The 18,238-nt window shown below is 63.9% G+C and carries 17 protein-coding genes; all 17 read right to left on the bottom strand.

From position 1 onward, the window contains the following. Window positions 1-53: 53 nt before the first annotated feature. Window positions 54-326: a 30S ribosomal protein S17 gene (gene rpsQ, locus EV640_RS09215; protein WP_051500775.1), complete on the bottom strand. Its 273-nt coding sequence runs from the start codon at window positions 324-326 to the stop codon at window positions 54-56. A 2-nt stretch (window positions 327-328) separates the two neighbouring features. Beyond that, complete coding sequence (rpmC, locus tag EV640_RS09210; protein WP_036473250.1) at window positions 329-616, bottom strand: 50S ribosomal protein L29; 288 nt, start codon at window positions 614-616, stop codon at window positions 329-331. Window positions 617-618: 2 nt separating this feature from the next. Then, the gene (gene rplP / locus EV640_RS09205) at window positions 619-1,035 is read right to left on the bottom strand and encodes a 50S ribosomal protein L16 (RefSeq protein ID WP_036473248.1); all 417 of its coding nucleotides are present in this window, start codon (window positions 1,033-1,035) and stop codon (window positions 619-621) included. Beyond that, window positions 1,035-1,853 (bottom strand): 30S ribosomal protein S3, encoded by an 819-nt coding sequence (gene rpsC, locus EV640_RS09200; RefSeq protein ID WP_133726319.1) that lies wholly within the window; start codon window positions 1,851-1,853, stop codon window positions 1,035-1,037. The genes rplP and rpsC overlap by 1 nt, the downstream gene beginning before the upstream one ends. Next, complete coding sequence (rplV, locus tag EV640_RS09195; RefSeq protein WP_036473246.1) at window positions 1,853-2,218, bottom strand: 50S ribosomal protein L22; 366 nt, start codon at window positions 2,216-2,218, stop codon at window positions 1,853-1,855. The genes rpsC and rplV overlap by 1 nt, the downstream gene beginning before the upstream one ends. Window positions 2,219-2,286: 68 nt before the next feature. Then, window positions 2,287-2,568: a 30S ribosomal protein S19 gene (rpsS, locus tag EV640_RS09190; RefSeq protein WP_036473245.1), complete on the bottom strand. Its 282-nt coding sequence runs from the start codon at window positions 2,566-2,568 to the stop codon at window positions 2,287-2,289. A gap of 12 nt (window positions 2,569-2,580) precedes the next feature. After that, window positions 2,581-3,417: a 50S ribosomal protein L2 gene (rplB, locus tag EV640_RS09185; RefSeq protein WP_036473244.1), complete on the bottom strand. Its 837-nt coding sequence runs from the start codon at window positions 3,415-3,417 to the stop codon at window positions 2,581-2,583. 37 nt (window positions 3,418-3,454) lie between these two features. Next, on the bottom strand, window positions 3,455-3,763 hold the full coding sequence (rplW, locus tag EV640_RS09180) for a 50S ribosomal protein L23 (RefSeq protein WP_133726318.1): 309 nt from the start codon (window positions 3,761-3,763) through the stop codon (window positions 3,455-3,457). After that, window positions 3,760-4,374 carry a 50S ribosomal protein L4 gene (rplD, locus tag EV640_RS09175; RefSeq protein WP_036473534.1) on the bottom strand — a complete coding sequence of 205 codons (615 nt, stop codon included), beginning with the start codon at window positions 4,372-4,374 and terminating at the stop codon, window positions 3,760-3,762. The genes rplW and rplD overlap by 4 nt, the downstream gene beginning before the upstream one ends. 5 nt (window positions 4,375-4,379) lie before the next feature. Continuing rightward, the gene (gene rplC, locus EV640_RS09170) at window positions 4,380-5,042 is read right to left on the bottom strand and encodes a 50S ribosomal protein L3 (RefSeq protein ID WP_036473242.1); all 663 of its coding nucleotides are present in this window, start codon (window positions 5,040-5,042) and stop codon (window positions 4,380-4,382) included. 21 nt (window positions 5,043-5,063) lie between these two features. Continuing rightward, window positions 5,064-5,372: a 30S ribosomal protein S10 gene (gene rpsJ, locus EV640_RS09165; RefSeq protein ID WP_022871716.1), complete on the bottom strand. Its 309-nt coding sequence runs from the start codon at window positions 5,370-5,372 to the stop codon at window positions 5,064-5,066. Window positions 5,373-5,938: 566 nt separating this feature from the next. Beyond that, complete coding sequence (tuf, locus tag EV640_RS09160; protein WP_036473241.1) at window positions 5,939-7,129, bottom strand: elongation factor Tu; 1,191 nt, start codon at window positions 7,127-7,129, stop codon at window positions 5,939-5,941. A gap of 239 nt (window positions 7,130-7,368) precedes the next feature. Further along, entirely contained in the window at window positions 7,369-9,483 is a 2,115-nt protein-coding gene (gene fusA, locus EV640_RS09155) for an elongation factor G (RefSeq protein ID WP_036473240.1), read from the bottom strand. 18 nt (window positions 9,484-9,501) lie between these two features. Then, entirely contained in the window at window positions 9,502-9,972 is a 471-nt protein-coding gene (gene rpsG, locus EV640_RS09150; RefSeq protein ID WP_036473239.1) for a 30S ribosomal protein S7, read from the bottom strand. After that, window positions 9,972-10,346: a 30S ribosomal protein S12 gene (rpsL, locus tag EV640_RS09145; protein WP_036473238.1), complete on the bottom strand. Its 375-nt coding sequence runs from the start codon at window positions 10,344-10,346 to the stop codon at window positions 9,972-9,974. The genes rpsG and rpsL overlap by 1 nt, the downstream gene beginning before the upstream one ends. A 332-nt stretch (window positions 10,347-10,678) precedes the next feature. After that, window positions 10,679-14,566 (bottom strand): DNA-directed RNA polymerase subunit beta', encoded by a 3,888-nt coding sequence (locus EV640_RS09140; RefSeq protein ID WP_133726317.1) that lies wholly within the window; start codon window positions 14,564-14,566, stop codon window positions 10,679-10,681. Between the two features lie 62 nt (window positions 14,567-14,628). Further along, the gene (rpoB, locus tag EV640_RS09135; RefSeq protein WP_036473236.1) at window positions 14,629-18,147 is read right to left on the bottom strand and encodes a DNA-directed RNA polymerase subunit beta; all 3,519 of its coding nucleotides are present in this window, start codon (window positions 18,145-18,147) and stop codon (window positions 14,629-14,631) included. Window positions 18,148-18,238: the final 91 nt, after the last annotated feature.

Below are 18,238 nucleotides of genomic sequence, written 5' to 3'. Positions count from 1 at the left end.
GTGCACGCCGAGCGGAGCGGCAGCAGCTGCTGCCGATCCGCTTCGGCGTGGGATCACTCGGCCTTTTCGACGATCTCGGCCAGCCGCCAGCGCTTGGCTGCGGACAGCGGACGGGTCTCGGCGATCACCACGGTGTCGCCGATGCCTGCCTGCTCGGTCTCGTCGTGAGCCATGAACTTCGTGTGCCGCTTCATGATCTTGCCGTAGAGACCATGCTTACGACGGTCCTCGACCTCGACGACGATGGTTTTATTCATCTTGTCGGAGACGACGACGCCGCGCAGGGTCTTGCGGTCATTGCGGGTCTCTGCAGTTGCTTCACTCATGCTCAGTCCTCAGTCTTCTTCTCGTTCTGCTCATCAGCCGAATCCGAGGAGTCCGAAGCGGCATCGACATTCTCACGAATGCCCAGCTCCCGCTCACGCACCACGGTGTAGATCCGGGCGATGTCGCGCTTGATGTCCTTCAACCGGCTGGAGCTCTCCAGCTGGCCGGTGGCGGACTGGAAGCGGAGGTTGAACAGCTCTTCCTTGGAAGAGCGCAGCGCCTCTGCAAGGCCTGCTGAGTCCATCTCTGCGAGCTTCTCAACGGTCAGCTCTTTGGTTCCAACTGCCATTGTCACTCACCACTCTCTCGGCTGATCACGCGTGCCCTCATGGGCAGCTTGTGGATTGCCAGGCGGAGCGCCTCTTTGGCGACTTCCTCCGTGACACCGGACAGCTCGAACATGATCCGTCCGGGCTTGACGTTGGCGATCCACCACTCAGGGGAACCCTTGCCGGAGCCCATGCGGACCTCGGCAGGCTTCTTTGTGAGCGGCTGGTCCGGGTAGATGTTGATCCAGACCTTGCCGCCACGCTTGATGTGGCGGGTCATGGCGATACGCGCAGATTCGATCTGGCGGTTCGTCACGTAGGCGGGATCAAGGGCCTGGATGCCGTACTCGCCGAAGGCGAGCTCGGTTCCACCCTTGGCCCGCCCGCGGCGCTTGGGCCGGTGCGGCTTGCGGTACTTGACTCGGCGGGGCATCAACATCAGTTCTGCCCTCCCTCAGCACCAGATCCGGCTTCGGCGGGTGCCTGGGCACCAGCTTCACGACCGCGGCCCGGGCCACGACGACGACGCTCTTCGCCGCCTCCGCGGGGTCCACCACGACCACCACGGGCTCCACCGCGACCTGAAGGCTGTGCAGCCTGCTGCGCGGCGAGCTCCTTGGCGGTGAGATCGCCCTTGTAGACCCAGACCTTCACGCCGATGCGGCCGAAGGTGGTCTTGGCCTCGTGCTTGCCGAAGTCGATGTTCGCGCGCAGGGTGTGCAGCGGAACGCGACCTTCGCGGTAGAACTCGGAGCGGGACATCTCTGCACCGCCGAGGCGTCCGGCGCACTGGATACGAATACCCTTTGCCCCTGAACGCATCGCCGAGGTGATGACCTTCTTCATCGCGCGGCGGAACGCCACACGAGCGGCGAGCTGCTCGGCAACACCCTGGGCGACCAGCTGAGCATCGGTCTCGGGGCTCTTGACCTCGAGGATGTTCAGCTGGATCTGCTTGGCGGTGAGCTTCTCCAGCTCGCTGCGGATCCGGTCCGCCTCGGCGCCGCGGCGACCGATGACGATGCCTGGCCGTGCCGTGTGGATATCCACCCGGACACGATCGCGGGTGCGCTCGATCTCAACCTTCGAGATGCCGGCGCGCTCCACGGACTTGGCCAGGAGTTCACGAATCTGGACATCCTCTTTCACGAAGTCCTTGTAACGCTGACCGGCCTTGGTCGAGTCGGCGTACCAGTGCGAAACGTGGTCAGTGGTGATGCCCAGACGGAAACCATTGGGGTTGATCTTCTGTCCCACTACTGATCCCCACCTTTCTCTTCGGCGCCGACCACGATGGTCACGTGGCTGGTGCGCTTGTTGATGCGGAACGCCCGGCCTTGAGCCCTGGGACGGAACCGCTTCATGGTCGGGCCTTCATCGACGCGTGCCTCGGTGATGAAGAAGGCGTCCTCGTTAAAGGCGACTCCTTCCTTGTCTGCGTGCTGGCGAGCATTCGCCAGCGCAGAAGCGACCACCTTGGCCACCGGCTCTGTAGCGCCCTGAGGGGCGAACTTCAGAATTGCCAGTGCTTCGTTGGCCTGCTTGCCGCGGACAAGGTCGACGACGCGCCGGGCCTTCATAGGCGTCACACGCAGGTAGCGCGCAATTGCCTTGGCTTCCATTGCTTTCCTTCTCTCGTCTTGTGACACGAAGTACAAGCTCGCAGATCGTTCCTCGGAGGAGGAAGCGATCAGCGGCGCTTGCCCTTCTTGTCGTCCTTCACATGGCCGCGGAATGTACGCGTCGGAGCGAACTCGCCGAGCTTGTGCCCGACCATCGACTCAGTGATGAACACGGGGATGTGCTTGCGTCCGTCGTGCACAGCCAGAGTGTGGCCGAGCATGTCGGGGATGATCATGGAACGGCGGGACCATGTCTTGATGACATTCTTGGTGCCCTTTTCGTTCTCAGCGACGACCTTGAGGTACAGGTGCTGATCTACGAAGGGGCCCTTCTTCAAGCTGCGTGGCATGTCTCCAGGCTCCTATCGCTTGTTCTTGGTACGACGGCGACGCACGATGAGCTTGTCGCTTTCCTTGTTCGGACGGCGGGTGCGCCCTTCCGGCTTGCCATTCGGGTTGACCGGATGACGACCGCCGGAGGTCTTGCCCTCGCCACCACCGTGCGGGTGGTCGACCGGGTTCATCACAACACCGCGGACGGTCGGACGAACGCCCTTCCAGCGCATGCGTCCAGCCTTGCCCCAGTTGATGTTGGACTGCTCGGCGTTGCCCACCTGACCGATGGTCGCGCGGCAGCGAACATCGACGTTGCGGACCTCGCCGGAGGGCAGACGCAGCTGGGCGAACTTGCCCTCGCGGGCCACCAGCTGGATGCCTGCGCCTGCGGAGCGGCCGAGCTTGGCGCCGCCTGCTGGACGCAGCTCCACTGCATGCACCACGGTGCCGAGTGGGATGTTGCGCAGCGGCAGGTTGTTGCCGGGCTTGATGTCGGCGTTGGGGCCGGACTCCACGGCTGCACCCTGCTCCAACTTGGCCGGGGCCAGGATGTAGCGCTTGGTGCCGTCGATGAAGTGCAGCAGCGCAATACGAGCGGTGCGGTTCGGGTCGTACTCGATATGAGCGACCTTCGCCGGCACTCCGTCCTTGTCTGCGCGACGGAAATCGATCACACGGTACTGGCGCTTGTGGCCACCACCCTTGTGACGTGTGGTGATCTTGCCCGAGCTGTTTCGGCCGCCGGTCTTGGACAGCGGACGCAGCAAGGACTTCTCCGGGGTGTCCCGGGTGATCTCTGCAAAGTCGGCCACAGACGAGCCGCGTTGGCCCGGTGTGTTCGGCTTGAGGTTACGGATAGCCATATTCTTCTTCCTCGATCAAGTGGTTCCGATCAGCCGATCAGGCTGCGGATCCTCCGAAGATGTCAATGTTGTGTCCCTCTTTGAGGGTGATGATCGCACGCTTGTTACCGGTGCGTGAGCCCCATCCGAACTTGGTGCGCTTGCGCTTGCCAGCTCGGTTGATGGTGTTGACCGAGGCGACGCGCACGGAGAAGATCTTCTCCACCGCGTACTTGATCTCGGACTTCGTGGCTCGGGGGTCCACCAGGAAGGTGAACTTGCCCTCATCGATCAGGCTGTAGGACTTCTCCGACACGACGGGTGCGATGACGACGTCGCGCGGGTCCTTGCTTGTCAGGACGCTCACTTGGTCTCCTCCTTCGCAGTGCCCTGTGCCAGGAAGGCGTCATAGCCGGCCTGCGTGAACACGATGTCATCAGAGACGATGACGTCGTAGGTGTTCAGCTGATCGGCATACAGGGTGTGGACGTGCGGCAGGTTGCGGGTCGACAGCGCGGCGATGTCATCGCTGCGGTCGATCACGACCAGCCAGTTGCGGTTAGCGCCGCCGAGTCCTGCCAGCGCCGCCTTGGCCGCCTTCGTCGAGGCCTGGTCGGTGACCAGTGAGTCCACGACGAGGATGCGGTCGTTGCGTGCCCGGTCCGAGAGGGCACCGCGCAGGGCGGCGGCCTTCATCTTCTTGGGCGTGCGCTGGGAGTAGTCGCGGGGCTGCGGTCCGTGGACCACGCCGCCGCCGACCATGTGGGGTCCGCGCAGCGAGCCCTGACGGGCACGACCGGTGCCCTTCTGCCGGAACGGCTTGGCGCCGGTGCCGGAGACCTCTGCACGAGTCTTGGTCTTGTGGGTACCCTGGCGAGCCGCAGCTCGCTGAGCGACGACCACCTGGTGGATCAGCGCGACGTTGGTCTTGGCGTCGAATACTTCGGCGGGGAAGTCGACAGAAACCTTGTTGGCCATGTGGATCATGCTCCCTTCACTGCAGTGCGGACCAGGACGACCTGGCCGCGAGCACCCGGAAGGGCACCCTTGATGAGCAGCAGGTTCTTCTCGGGGTCCACTGCGTGGACGGTCAGGTTATGGGTGGTCTGACGGACGCCGCCCATCCGACCTGCCATGCGCAGACCCTTGAAGACGCGGCCCGGGGTGGATGCGCCGCCGATGGAGCCTGGCTTGCGGTGGTTCTTGTGCGAACCGTGCGAGGCGCCCACACCGGCGAAGCCGTGACGCTTCATGACGCCGGCGAAGCCTTTGCCCTTGGTCTTGCCGATGACATCGACCTTCTGGCCGGTCTCGAAGGACTCGACGGTCAGGTCCTGTCCGAGCTCGTAGGAGCCGGAGTCACCGGTGCGGATCTCCACCACGTGGCGGCGTGGGGTCACGCCGGCCTTCTCAAAGTGACCTGCCAGCGGCTTGGTCACCTTGCGGGGATCGATGCGCCCGAAACCGATCTGGACGGAGTTGTATCCGTCGCTGTCGATGGTGCGGACCTGGGTCACGACATTGGAGTCGGCCTGGACAACAGTGACTGGGATGAGAACGTTGTTCTCGTCCCAGACCTGGGTCATGCCGAGCTTCGTGCCCAGCAGTCCCTTGACGTTCAGTTCAACGCGGGAAATATTGGTCATAGTGTTCTCAGCACCTCCCTGCTAGAGCTTGATCTCGATATTGACGTCTGCAGGCAGGTCGAGTCGCATCAGGGAATCGACGGCCTTGGGCGTCGGGTCCACGATGTCGATCAAGCGCTTGTGAGTGCGCATCTCGAAGTGCTCGCGAGAGTCTTTGTACTTGTGGGGCGACCGGATCACGGCATACACGTTCTTCTCGGTGGGCAGCGGCACTGGGCCGACAACCGTTGCACCAGCACGTGTGACCGTGTCGACGATCTTCCGGGCCGAGGTGTCGATGACTTCGTGGTCATACGACTTCAGCCGGATGCGGATTTTCTGTCCCGCCATGCGTTGAGCCTCTTTCTGGTGTTCTGACATTCGTCTTACGTCGCAGCCCAAGACTGTGACGGAGCCATGGGGGCTCCCAGAGAGGCATCAGCGCTGGCTCCCTCGCGGGGCAGGCGGTGCTGACCTTCTGCAGTTATGGGCTGCGCACCCGCACCAGCATCCGCTCGGTCTCCCGAGTCTGACGATGCGTGGAGAAGATGCACGACCCGAACAGTCCGAATCCGTCCGGGCGAACCCTGCGTGAAGCAGGCCTCGACGGGTTCCTCGGGCTGACGGGCATCCGACCCCCGCGGTCGGGCGTGTCGCTTATATGAGCAGGGATCCTGCACACAGCAAAACACTGAGCGGGTGTCGGCCTATAAGTTTTTGGTATTCGCTCCACACGGTGGACCCGAGGGCACACCGGGGCACAGGGCCCGTGAGCAACCTGTCTATTCTCACATAGATAGGGACCCATGACAAACACGAGACCCCGGTGGCTAATGCCACCGGGGTCTCGTGTTATTGCCTCATGTCAGCTGCCGGGTTCTTGCCCCAGCACCTGGGTCATGCGAGAGATCCGAATATTACTTCAGGATCTTCACGACGCGACCTGAACCAACGGTGCGTCCACCCTCGCGGATGGCGAAGCCGAGGCCCTCTTCCATGGCGATCTCCTGGATGAGCTCCACGGTCATCTCGGTGTTGTCACCGGGCATGACCATCTCGGTGCCCTCGGGCAGCGAGATGACGCCGGTGACGTCGGTGGTCCGGAAGTAGAACTGCGGACGGTAGTTGGTGTAGAAGGGGTTGTGGCGACCGCCCTCATCCTTGGAGAGGATGTAGACGTTGGCCTCGAACTGCGTGTGCGGGGTGATGGAGCCGGGAGCTGCCACGACCTGGCCGCGCTCGACGTCATCGCGCTTCAGACCGCGAAGCAGCAGGCCACAGTTCTCGCCGGCCCATGCCTCGTCGAGCTGCTTGTGGAACATCTCGATGCCGGTGACGGTGGTCTTCTGCTTCGGACGGATTCCGAGGATCTCGATCTCGGAGTTGATCTTCAGCGTGCCGCGCTCGGCGCGACCGGTGACCACGGTGCCGCGACCGGTGATGGTGAAGACGTCCTCGATGGGCATCAGGAACGGCTTGTCCTTGTCGCGCTCCGGCTCCGGGATGAAGGTATCCACGGCTTCCATGAGCTCTTCGACGGTCTTGACCCACTCGGCGTCGCCCTCGAGAGCCTTCAGGCCCGAGGTGCGGATGACCGGTGCGTTGTCGCCGTCGTAGCCCTGTGAATCGAGGAGCTCGCGCACCTCCATCTCGACGAGGTCCAGGAGCTCTTCGTCCTCGACCATGTCGGACTTGTTCAGTGCGACCAGCAGGGAGGGCACGCCCACCTGGCGGGCCAGCAGCACGTGCTCGCGAGTCTGCGCCATCGGGCCGTCAGTGGCGGCGACGACCAGGATCGCACCGTCCATCTGAGCGGCACCGGTGATCATGTTCTTCACGTAGTCAGCGTGACCGGGGGCATCCACGTGTGCATAGTGGCGCTTGTCGGTCTGGTACTCCACGTGGGAGACGTTGATCGTGATGCCGCGCTCGCGCTCCTCGGGAGCGTTGTCGATCGAGGCGAAGTCGCGGCCCTGGTTCAGGTCCGGGAACTTATCTGCCAGGACCTTCGAGATCGCGGCGGTCAGGGTGGTCTTTCCATGGTCAACGTGACCGATGGTGCCGATGTTCAGGTGCGGCTTGTTACGCTCAAACTTTGCCTTGGCCACAGGTTCCTCCTATAGAACTTGTTCAGGTAAGAAGACTTACTCCAGCCGCACTGTCAACGAGGCTGAAACTCATGCAAGTCTACTAATCGCTAGGTATTTGGTGAAATTTTCCGAATGGTGCTGCGTGAGGAGCGGTGGAGGTCATTCGGAGACCTCGCTTCCTCGAAGCATTGCCGAGCCGCCTGGCTCGATCCCGGTCCGCCGAGCGGACTCGGCGGACCGGGGAGCCGAGTGGTGGATCAGGCGCCGCGGTTCTTCTCGATGATCTCTTCGGCCACGGCCTTCGGAACCTCGGCGTACGAGTTGAAGGACATGGTGAAGACTGCACGGCCCTGAGTGCGCGAGCGCAGCTCACCGATGTAGCCGAACATCTCGGACAGCGGCACGAGTGCCTTGATGACCTTCACACCTGCTGCGTCATCCATTGACTGGATCTGACCGCGGCGGGAGTTCAGGTCACCGATGACCTCGCCCATGTACTCCTCGGGAGTACGGACTTCGACGGACATCATCGGTTCGAGCAGCACAGGGTTGGCCCGGCGTGCGCCTTCCTTGAACACCTGGGAGCCGGCGAGCTTGAACGCCATCTCCGAGGAGTCGACGTCGTGGTAGGCGCCGTCAGTCAGCTCGGCGCGCACTCCGACCATCGGGTAGCCGGCGAGGACGCCGAGACCCATGGCGTCCTGGATGCCTGCGTCCACGGAGGGGATGTACTCGCGCGGAATGCGTCCACCGGTCACCAGGTTGGCGAATTCGTACATCTCGCCGTCCGCGGTGTCGAGGGGCTCGAAGTTCATGAGCACCTTGGCGAACTGGCCCGAACCACCGGTCTGCTTCTTGTGGGTGTAGTCGACCTTCTCCACACGCTTCTTGATGGTCTCGCGGTAGGCCACCTGGGGCTTGCCCACGTTGGCCTCCACGTTGAACTCGCGACGCATGCGGTCCACCAGGATGTCCAGGTGGAGCTCGCCCATGCCGCCGATCTCGGTCTGACCGGTCTCGTCGTTCTGGGTGACGGTGAAGGTCGGGTCCTCGGCGGCCAGCTTCTGAATGGCCGTGGAGAGCTTCTCCTGGTCACTCTTGGACTTCGGCTCGATGGCCACGGAGATCACAGGCTCCGGGAAGGTCATCGACTCGAGCACGATCTGCTCGTTGGGATCGCACAGGGTGTCGCCGGTGGTGGTGTCCTTGAGCCCGATGACCGCGTAGATGTGGCCGGCCTGGATCTCGTCGACCGGCATCTCCTTATTGGCGTGCATCTGGAAGAGCTTGCCGATGCGCTCCTTCTTGCCCTTCGTGGAGTTCACGATCTGCGCACCGGCGTTGAGCTTGCCGGAGTAGACGCGGATGAACGTGAGCTGCCCGAAGAACGGGTGGGAGGCGATCTTGAACGCCAGAGCGGAGAACGGCTCGTCCTTGCTCGGGCGGCGGGTCAGGATCTGGTCCTCATGGTTGGGCTTGTGGCCCTCCATGGCCTCGACGTCTGCCGGGGTGGGCAGGTAGTCGATGACAGCGTCGAGCATCGGCTGGACGCCGCGGTTCTTGAATGCAGAGCCGCAGAAGACCGGGTAGGCGGCGGAAGCCACGGTGAGCTTGCGAACGCCTTCCTTGAGCTCGTCGTTGGAGATCTCTTCGCCTTCGAGGTACTTGTTCATCAGCACATCGTCAGCTTCGGCAACCTGCTCGATGAGCGTGTTGCGGTACTCCTCGGCCTGCTCCTTCATGTCCTCGGGGATCTCCTGGGTCTCATACTGAGCACCCATGGTCACATCGCCCTTGGAGTCACCGGGCCACACCAGGGCCTTCATCTGGAGCAGGTCGACGACGCCGACGAATTCGCTCTCAGAGCCGATCGGCAGCTGCATCACCAGAGGTGTTGCACCCAGCCGGGACTTGATGGTGTCCACGGTGTAGTAGAAGTCGGCGCCGAGCTTGTCCATCTTGTTGACGAAGCAGATGCGCGGGACGTTGTACTTATCGGCCTGGCGCCAGACAGTCTCAGACTGCGGCTCCACGCCTTCCTTGCCGTCGAACACGGCGACGGCGCCATCGAGGACGCGCAGCGCGCGCTCCACCTCGACGGTGAAGTCCACGTGCCCGGGGGTGTCGATGATGTTGATCTGGTTGTCGCCCCAGAAGCAGGTCACCGCGGCGGAGGTGATCGTGATGCCGCGCTCTTTCTCCTGCTCCATCCAGTCCGTCGTGGACGCACCGTCGTGAGTTTCACCGATCTTGTGGTTCATGCCGGTGTAGAACAGGATGCGTTCGGTTGCGGTGGTCTTACCGGCATCGATGTGAGCCATGATGCCGATGTTGCGGACCTTCTTGAGGTCAGTGAGCACGTCTTGTGCCACGGTGATTCCCCTTTTCTATTACCAGCGGTAGTGGGCGAAGGCCTTGTTGGACTCGGCCATCTTGTGAGTGTCCTCGCGGCGCTTCACAGCGGCACCAAGACCGTTGGAGGCGTCGAGGATCTCGTTCATCAGGCGATCCGTCATGCTCTTCTCGCGGCGGTCCTTGGAGTAGCCGACCAGCCAGCGCAGGGCCAGCGCGGTCGAGCGACCGGGCTTGACCTCCACGGGGACCTGGTAGGTCGCGCCGCCGACGCGGCGGGAGCGGACCTCCAGTGCCGGGCGGACGTTGTCCATGGCCTTCTTGAGCGTGGTCACCGGGTCATCGCCGGACTTCTTCGCGACACCTTCGAGCGCGCCGTAGACGATGCGCTCTGCGGTGGACTTCTTGCCGTCGACCAGGACCTTGTTGATCAGCTGCGTGACCAAGGGTGATCCGTGGACCGGATCCTGGACGAGAGGGCGCTTGGGTGCGGGTCCCTTACGTGGCATTACTTCTTCTCCTTCTTGGCCCCGTAGCGGGAGCGAGCCTGACCGCGACCCTTGACACCCTGGGTGTCGAGGGCGCCGCGGACGATCTTGTAACGGACACCGGGAAGGTCCTTCACACGACCACCGCGCACGAGCACGATCGAGTGCTCCTGCAGGTTGTGACCCTCGCCCGGGATGTAGGCGGTGACTTCGACGCCGCCGCCGAGGCGCACACGGGCCACCTTGCGCAGAGCCGAGTTCGGCTTCTTCGGGGTCGTGGTGTACACACGGGTGCACACGCCACGACGCATCGGGCTGCCCTGCAGTGCAGGGGTGTTGTTCTTGGTGCGCTTGGGATGACGCCCCTTGCGCACAAGCTGCTGAATAGTAGGCACTATGCGTTCTCCATACGTGTAGTGAGGGAAGCAGAGGTTTGAGGTCTGCCCGCGGTCGAGAGTTCTAGACACGGTCCGCGGGTACTGGTCCCCAGGCGTGCAAAAATGTGGCATGTGTTGCGCAACTTCCCCGCAACCCGGACCGAGTCCCTCTGCCACATCAGAAACAATCACGTTAACACTAACAGCTGTGCCCTCGGAGCGCGAACGGGCCCGAGGACGCTTCAGACGAGGCAAGGCCCGGGAGAGCATCGCTCCCCCGGGCCTTGCCTGCCGCTCCATCCTCAGCCCCCGATCTTCGGGGCCTCAGCGGAACGTCGTGTCAGCTCCGCTCAGCGGAAGTCGACGTCGGTGTTGTAGTCGTCGAGCGGGATGGCATGGAACTCGCCGTCGCCCTCGGCTCCTGCGTAGTCGAAGCTCGAGCCGTAGAGGCTCGGGCCGGTGAACAGGTTGGCCTTGGCCTCCTCGGTGGGCTCCACCGTGGACTGGGTGTACCGATCCAGACCGGTGCCGGCCGGGATCAGCTTGCCGATGATCACGTTCTCCTTCAGGCCCAGCAGCGGATCGGACTTGGACTCCATCGCCGCCTGGGTGAGCACCCGGGTGGTCTCCTGGAAGGAGGCCGCCGAGAGCCAGGAATCCGTGGCCAGTGAGGCCTTGGTGATGCCCATCAGCTCGTCACGTCCCGAGGCCGGCTGCGCGCCCTCTGCCACAGCCTTGCGGTTGGCGGCAGTGAAGCGGAACCGGTCCGCCAGCTCGCCCGGCAGCAGTTTGGTGCCGCCGGAGTCGATGACGGTGATCCGGCGCAGCATCTGCCGGACGATGACCTCCACGTGCTTGTCGTGGATGCCCACGCCCTGGGACTGGTAGACGTCCTGGACCTCGGAGACCAGGAACTTCTGTGCGGCGCGGGGGCCGAGCACTCGAAGCACCTGCTTGGGATCCACGGCGCCTGCCACCAGCTGCTGACCGACCTCGACGGCTTCACCGTCGGAGACGAGCAGACGCGCACGGCGCAGGATCGGGTAGGCGTGCTCCTCGGAACCGTCATCAGGAGTCAGCACCAGGCGCAGCTGCTTCTCTGAATCATCCAGGTGCACCCGTCCGGCGACCTCCGCGATGGGCGCCACACCCTTGGGGGTGCGGGCCTCGAAGAGCTCCTGGATACGGGGCAGACCCTGGGTGATGTCATCTGCCGAGGCGATGCCGCCGGTGTGGAAGGTACGCATGGTCAGCTGCGTGCCGGGCTCACCGATGGACTGCGCGGCGATGATGCCGACAGCCTCGCCGATGTCCACGGTCTGTCCGGTGGCCAGCGAGCGGCCGTAGCAGCGGGTACAGGTGCCCACGGCCGACTCACAGGTCAGCACCGAGCGGATCTTGATCTCGGAGACGCCTGCGGCGAAGAGCTTGTCGATCAGCACATCGCCGACGTCGGATCCGCCCTCTGCGAGCAGGTTGCCCTCGGCGTCATGCACATCCACGGCCAGCGTGCGGGCGTAGGCGGAGTTCTCCACCTCTTCATGCAGCTTCAGCTCGCCGTTGTCGTCGGCCACCGCGATCGTGACGGTCAGCCCGCGGGAGGTCCCGCAGTCTGCCTCACGCACGATGACGTCCTGCGAGACGTCCACCAGACGACGGGTCAGGTAGCCCGAGTTCGCCGTCTTCAGCGCCGTGTCCGCCAGGCCCTTGCGGGCACCGTGGGTGGCGATGAAGTACTCGAGGACCGAGAGGCCCTCGCGGTAGGAGGACTTGATCGGCCGCGGGATGATCTCACCCTTGGGGTTGGTCACCAGACCACGGATGCCCGCGATCTGCCGGACCTGAAGCCAGTTGCCTCGGGCGCCGGAGGTGACCATCCGGTTGATGTTGTTGTGCTCATCCATGCCGGCCTGCATCGCTGCGGCCACCTCGTCGGTGGCCTTGGTCCAGATCTCGACCAGCTCTGCGTGGCGCTCGTCGTCGCCGATCAGACCCATGTCGTACTGGGACTGGACCTTGGCGGCCTGATCCTCGTAGACGTCCATGATCTTCTTCTTGTCCATGTTCGAGGTCACGTCCGAGATTGCGACGGTGACGCCCGAGCGGGTGGACCAGTAGAAGCCGGCATCCTTGAGGTTGTCCAGGGTGCGCGCGGTGACGTTGTTCGGGTAGCGCTCGGCCAGATCATTGATCAGGCTCGAGAGCTGGCCCTTGTCCGCCACCGAGTCCTGCCAGGGGTAGCCCTCCGGCAGCAGCTGGTTGAAGAGCACCTTGCCCATGGTGGTGGTCAGCGTGGCCGGGGTTCCGGGCTCCCAGCCTTCGGGAGCAGGAACCGCCGCCGACGGCGTGTAGCCCTCGACGGTGATCTTCACCGGCGCGTTGATGTGCAGCTCGCGCAGGTCGAAGGCCATCTGAGCCTCACCGATGGAGGAGAAGGCGCGGCCTGCGCCGGTCTCCTCCTCACGCCTGGTGGTCAGGTGGTGCAGACCGATGATCATGTCCTGCGAGGGCAGCGCCACCGGGCGGCCGTCCGAGGGCTTCAGGATGTTGTTCGAGGAGAGCATCAGGATGCGCGCCTCGGCCTGAGCCTCGGGAGACAGCGGAAGGTGGACAGCCATCTGGTCACCGTCGAAGTCGGCGTTGAACGCCGAGCAGACCAGCGGGTGCAGCTGAAGGGCCTTGCCCTCCACCAGCTGCGGCTCGAAGGCCTGGATGCCCAGACGGTGCAGGGTGGGTGCGCGGTTCAGCAACACCGGGTGCTCGGTGATGATCTCTTCGAGAACATCCCAGACCTGGGGACGCTGACGTTCCACCATGCGCTTGGCCGACTTGATGTTCTGCGCGTGGTTCAGATCCACCAGGCGCTTCATCACGAAGGGCTTGAACAGCTCCAGCGCCATCTGCTTGGGCAGACCACACTGGTGCAGCTGAAGCTGCGGTCCGACCACGATGACCGAACGCCCGGAGTAGTCCACGCGCTTGCCGAGCAGGTTCTGCCGGAAGCGTCCCTGCTTGCCCTTGAGCATGTCAGAGAGCGACTTCAACGGACGGTTGCCCGGTCCGGTGACCGGACGACCGCGACGACCGTTGTCGAAGAGCGAGTCCACGGACTCCTGGAGCATCCGCTTCTCGTTGTTCACGATGATCTCGGGGGCACCGAGATCCAGCAGACGCTTCAGACGGTTGTTGCGGTTGATCACACGACGGTAGAGGTCGTTGAGGTCCGAGGTCGCGAAGCGACCGCCGTCGAGCTGAACCATCGGGCGGATCTCCGGAGGGATCACCGGGACGGCCTCGAGCACCATGCCGCGCGGGGTGGTGCCGTTGGCGAGGAACGCGTTGAGCACCTTCAGCCGCTTCAGGGCACGGGTCTTGCGCTGCCCCTTGCCGGTGGCGATGATCTCGCGCAGCCGCTCGGCCTCGGCCTCCATGTCATAGGTGGCCAGGCGACGCTGGATCGCCTCGGCGCCCATGGCACCTTCGAAGTACTGGCCGTAGCGAGTGCGCATCTCGCGGAAGAGCGCCTCATCACCTTCGAGGTCAGAGACCTTGAGGTTCTTGAAGCGATCCCAGACCCGCTCGAGCTGCTCGATCTCGGCGTCGGCGCGCTTGCGCACCTGCGACATCTGCTTATCGGAGGTGTCGCGTGCCTTCTTCTTCTCGGCAGCCTTGGCACCCTCGCCCTCCAGACGCTCGAGGTCACCCTCGAGGTCCTTGGAGATCGCGGCGATGTCGGAGTCACGCTGATCGGCCAGGTGCTTGAGCTCCTGGTCGATCTCGGCCTGCAGGTTCGGCAGGTCGTCGTGGCGACGGTCGGTGTCGACCTCGGTGATCATGTAGGCGGCGAAGTAGATGACCTTCTCGAGGTCCTTCGGCGCCAGGTCCAGCAGGTAGCCCAAGCGCGAGGGCACGCCCTTGAAGTACCAGATGTGAGTCACCGGGGCGGCGAGCTGGATGTGACCCATCCGCTCACGGCGCACCTTGGCGCGAGTGACCTCGACGCCGCAGCGCTCACAGATGATGCCCTTGAAGCGCACGCGCTTGTACTTGCCGCAGTAGCACTCCCAGTCCCGGGACGGGCCGAAGATCTTCTCGCAGAAGAGTCCGTCCTTCTCGGGCTTCAGGGTGCGGTAGTTGATGGTCTCAGGCTTCTTGACCTCACCATAGGACCAACCACGGATTTCGTCACCGGTGGCAAGCCCGATACGCATTGTGCCGAATGAGGATTCTTGGGACATAGTCCGGTATCTCTCTTTTCTCTAAAGATTCGTGACGGAGTGAAGGTGCATCGGTGAGGCCCTCAGACCTCTTCGACCGAGCTGGGCTCTGCGCGGGAGAGATCGATGCCGAGCTCCTCCGCAGCGCTGAACCCGGTTTCCTCCGAGTCACGCATCTCGACCTTGCTGCCGTCCGCGGAGAGGACCTCCACGTTGAGGCAGAGCGACTGCATCTCCTTGATGAGCACCTTGAACGACTCCGGAACACCAGGCTCCGGAATGTTCTCGCCCTTCACGATGGCCTCGTAGACCTTCACACGACCGTGGATGTCATCCGACTTGATCGTCAGCAGCTCCTGCAGGGTGTAGGCGGAGCCGTATGCCTCCAGGGCCCAGACCTCCATCTCACCGAAGCGCTGTCCACCGAACTGCGCCTTGCCGCCCAGCGGCTGCTGGGTGATCATCGAGTACGGTCCGGTGGAGCGTGCGTGGATCTTGTCATCGACCAGGTGGTGCAGCTTCAGGATGTACATGTAGCCGACCGCGACGCCCTCAGGGAACGGCTCGCCGGAGCGACCGTCGAAGAGCTGCGCCTTGCCGTTGGCACCCACGAGCTGCTCGCCGTCGCGAGACGGGTTCACAGACTCCAGGATGCCGGTCAGCTCGGCCGGCTCGGCGCCGTCGAACACCGGGGTGGAGACCTTGGTGGGTCCGGTCTCGCGGGGCAGGTTCGGGAGCTTCTTGATCCAGTCAGGCTCGCCCTCGATCTTCCAGCCCTGCTTGGCTGCCCACCCGAGGTGGACCTCCATGACCTGGCCGATATTCATACGACCGGGCACACCCAGCGGGTTCAGCACGATGTCCACCGCGGTGCCGTCGGGCAGGAAGGGCATGTCCTCCACAGGAAGGATCCTGGAGATGACGCCCTTGTTGCCGTGGCGGCCGGCGAGCTTGTCGCCGTCGGTGATCTTGCGCTTCTGAGCCACGTAGACGCGGACCAGCTGGTTCACGCCGGGGGGCAGATCGTCGCCCTCCTCCGCGTCGAAGATCCGGACGCCGATGACGGTGCCGGACTCGCCGTGGGGGACCTTCAGCGAGGTGTCACGCACTTCGCGGGACTTCTCACCGAAGATGGCGCGCAGCAGGCGCTCCTCCGGGGTCAGCTCGGTCTCGCCCTTGGGCGTGACGCGGCCGACCAGGATGTCGCCTGCAGAGACCTCGGCACCGATGTGGATGATGCCGCGCTCGTCGAGCTGGGCGAGCATCTCCTCGGAGACGTTGGGGATGTCACGAGTGACCTCTTCGGCACCGAGCTTGGTGTCGCGAGCATCGACCTCGTGCTCCTCGATGTGGATCGAGGTGAGCACATCGTCCTGGATCATCCGCTGGGAGAGGATGATCGCATCCTCGAAGTTGTGACCCTCCCAGGACATGAACGCGACCAGCAGGTTCTTGCCCAGGGCCAGCTCGCCGGCCTCGGTGGAGGGTCCGTCGGCGATGATCGACTGGCGCTCCAGGCGATCCCCCTCGGAGACCCGCACCCGCTGGTTGTAGGCGTTGCCCTGGTTCGAGCGCTGGAACTTCATGATCGGGTAATGGATCTGCGTGCCGTCGTCGTTGAGCACGGTGACCATGTCGGCGGCCACGCGGGTGACCACGCCGGGCTTCTCCGCGGTGACCGAGTCTCCGGCGTCGATCGCGGCGAACTTCTCCATGCCGGTGCCGACCAGTGGGGACTCCGACTCCAGCAGCGGCACAGCCTGGCGCTGCATGTTGGCGCCCATCAGTGCGCGGTTGGCGTCGTCGTGCTCCAGGAACGGGATCAGCGCCGTGGCGACCGAGACCATCTGGCGCGGTGAGACATCCATGTAGTCGATCGCGTCCGGAATGGTCAGCACGGGCTCGCCCTGCTCACCGGTTCCGTCTGCGCGGCCGCGGCAGAGCACGGTGGACTCAGCGAAGGTCCCGTCCTCGTTCAGCGGCGCGTTGGCCTGGGCGATCTGGGAGACCAGCTCGTCGTCGGCGGTGAGGTAGTCGATCTTCTCGGTGACCACGCCGTCGATGACCTTGCGGTACGGGGTCTCGATGAAGCCGAAGGCGTTGATCCGCCCGTAGGTGGCCAGCGAGCCGATCAGGCCGATGTTCGGGCCTTCCGGGGTCTCGATGGGGCACATGCGGCCGTAGTGCGACGGGTGGACGTCACGGACCTCCATGCCGGCGCGATCACGGGAGAGACCGCCCGGGCCCAGCGCGGAGAGGCGACGCTTATGCGTCAGTCCGGCCAGCGGGTTGTTCTGATCCATGAACTGCGAGAGCTGGGAGGTGCCGAAGAACTCCTTGATGGAGGCGACGACGGGGCGGATGTTGATCAGCGTCTGCGGCGTGATGGCCTCGACGTCCTGAGTCGTCATCCGCTCACGGACCACACGCTCCATGCGGGACAGGCCGGTGCGGACCTGGTTCTCGATGAGCTCGCCGACCGCACGGATGCGGCGGTTGCCGAAGTGGTCGATGTCATCGACGCTGACGTGCACGTCGATCTCTTCAGCGTCGCGGACGCCCTTGATGCTCTCCTTGCCGGCATGCAGCGCGGCGAGGTAGTGGATCATCGCGACGATGTCCGCCTCGTTGAGCACCGAGGCGTCGGCGTCGGTGAACGCCTTGTCCACGCCGAGCTTGCGGTTGAGCTTATAGCGGCCCACCTTGGCCAGGTCGTAGCGCTTCGGGGTGAAGTAGAGCCCGCGCAGCAGCGACTCGGCGGCCTCCACGGTCGGCGGCTCGCCCGGGCGCAGCTTGCGGTAGATGTCGATCAGCGCGTCGGCCTGGGTCTCGAAGGCGTCCTTCTCCATGGTGGCGCGGATCGAGTCGTACTCGCCGAACTCTTCCAGGATCCGGGACTCGCTCCAGCCCAGGGCCTTCAGCAGCGCGGTGACCGGCTGCTTGCGGCGCCGGTCCAGGCGCACGCCGACCTGATCGCGCTTGTCGATCTCGAGCTCGAACCAGGCACCGCGTGAGGGGATGACCTTGGCGGTGTAGATGTCCTTGTCGCTGGTCTTGTCCGGGGTGCGCTCGAAGTAGGCGCCCGGGGAACGGACCAGCTGGGAGACGACCACGCGCTCGGTGCCGTTGATGATGAACGTGCCGCGATCGGTCATGAGCGGGAAATCGCCCATGAACACGGTCTGCTGCTTGATCTCACCAGTGTTGTGGTTCATGAACTCGGCCTTGACGTACAGCGGAGCGGAATACGTGGTGTCCCGCTCCTTGCACTCAGCGACCGGCATCTTGGGGTCGGCGAACTCAGGATCCGAGAAGCTCAGGGACATGGTGCCCTGGAAGTCCTCGATCGGTGACATCTCTTCGAAGATGTCGGAGAGTCCGGAGGTTTCGGAAACGCCCTTGATGCCCTTCTGCCGGGCCTCCTCGACGCGAGCAGCCCAGCTGTCGTTGCCGATGAGGCGGTCGAAGGAGTCGATCTGCAGAGCCAGCAGCTCTGGGACATCGAGGGGTTCGTGGATCTTTGCGAATGAGAGTCGGCCTGCGTATTCAGCAGTGCGGGCCGAGGCAGCGGTTTGAGTCGTTGAGGTGCTCGAGGCGACCAAGTTGGATCCTTCCACAGACCTTCGTAGCTTCCGTAGGAATCACGCATAAATTCAACTGCCCACCGCTATTTGAAGGCACTGATGTAGAGAA

It is taken from the genome of Nesterenkonia aurantiaca, assembly GCF_004364585.1.
In the GTDB taxonomy this organism is placed as follows: domain Bacteria; phylum Actinomycetota; class Actinomycetes; order Actinomycetales; family Micrococcaceae; genus Nesterenkonia; species Nesterenkonia aurantiaca.
Note: the sequence above shows the minus strand (reverse complement) of the source record. Positions and strands in the feature narration are given on the sequence as shown.

Excerpts from the sequence above, each read along its gene's own strand:
- rplB (WP_036473244.1), bottom strand. The coding sequence starts at position 3,417 with ATGGCTATCCGTAACCTCAAGCCGAACACACCGGGCCAACGCGGCTCG.
- rpsS (WP_036473245.1), bottom strand. The coding sequence starts at position 2,568 with ATGCCACGCAGCTTGAAGAAGGGCCCCTTCGTAGATCAGCACCTGTAC.
- rplV (WP_036473246.1), bottom strand. The coding sequence starts at position 2,218 with ATGGAAGCCAAGGCAATTGCGCGCTACCTGCGTGTGACGCCTATGAAG.
- rplC (WP_036473242.1), bottom strand. The coding sequence starts at position 5,042 with ATGACCAATATTTCCCGCGTTGAACTGAACGTCAAGGGACTGCTGGGC.
- EV640_RS09140 (WP_133726317.1), bottom strand. The coding sequence starts at position 14,566 with ATGTCCCAAGAATCCTCATTCGGCACAATGCGTATCGGGCTTGCCACC.
- rplD (WP_036473534.1), bottom strand. The coding sequence starts at position 4,374 with ATGGCCAACAAGGTTTCTGTCGACTTCCCCGCCGAAGTATTCGACGCC.
- rpsG (WP_036473239.1), bottom strand. The coding sequence starts at position 9,972 with ATGCCACGTAAGGGACCCGCACCCAAGCGCCCTCTCGTCCAGGATCCG.
- rplP (WP_036473248.1), bottom strand. The coding sequence starts at position 1,035 with ATGTTGATGCCCCGCCGAGTCAAGTACCGCAAGCCGCACCGGCCCAAG.
- rpsQ (WP_051500775.1), bottom strand. The coding sequence starts at position 326 with ATGAGTGAAGCAACTGCAGAGACCCGCAATGACCGCAAGACCCTGCGC.
- rpmC (WP_036473250.1), bottom strand. The coding sequence starts at position 616 with ATGGCAGTTGGAACCAAAGAGCTGACCGTTGAGAAGCTCGCAGAGATG.
- rpsJ (WP_022871716.1), bottom strand. The coding sequence starts at position 5,372 with ATGGCGGGACAGAAAATCCGCATCCGGCTGAAGTCGTATGACCACGAA.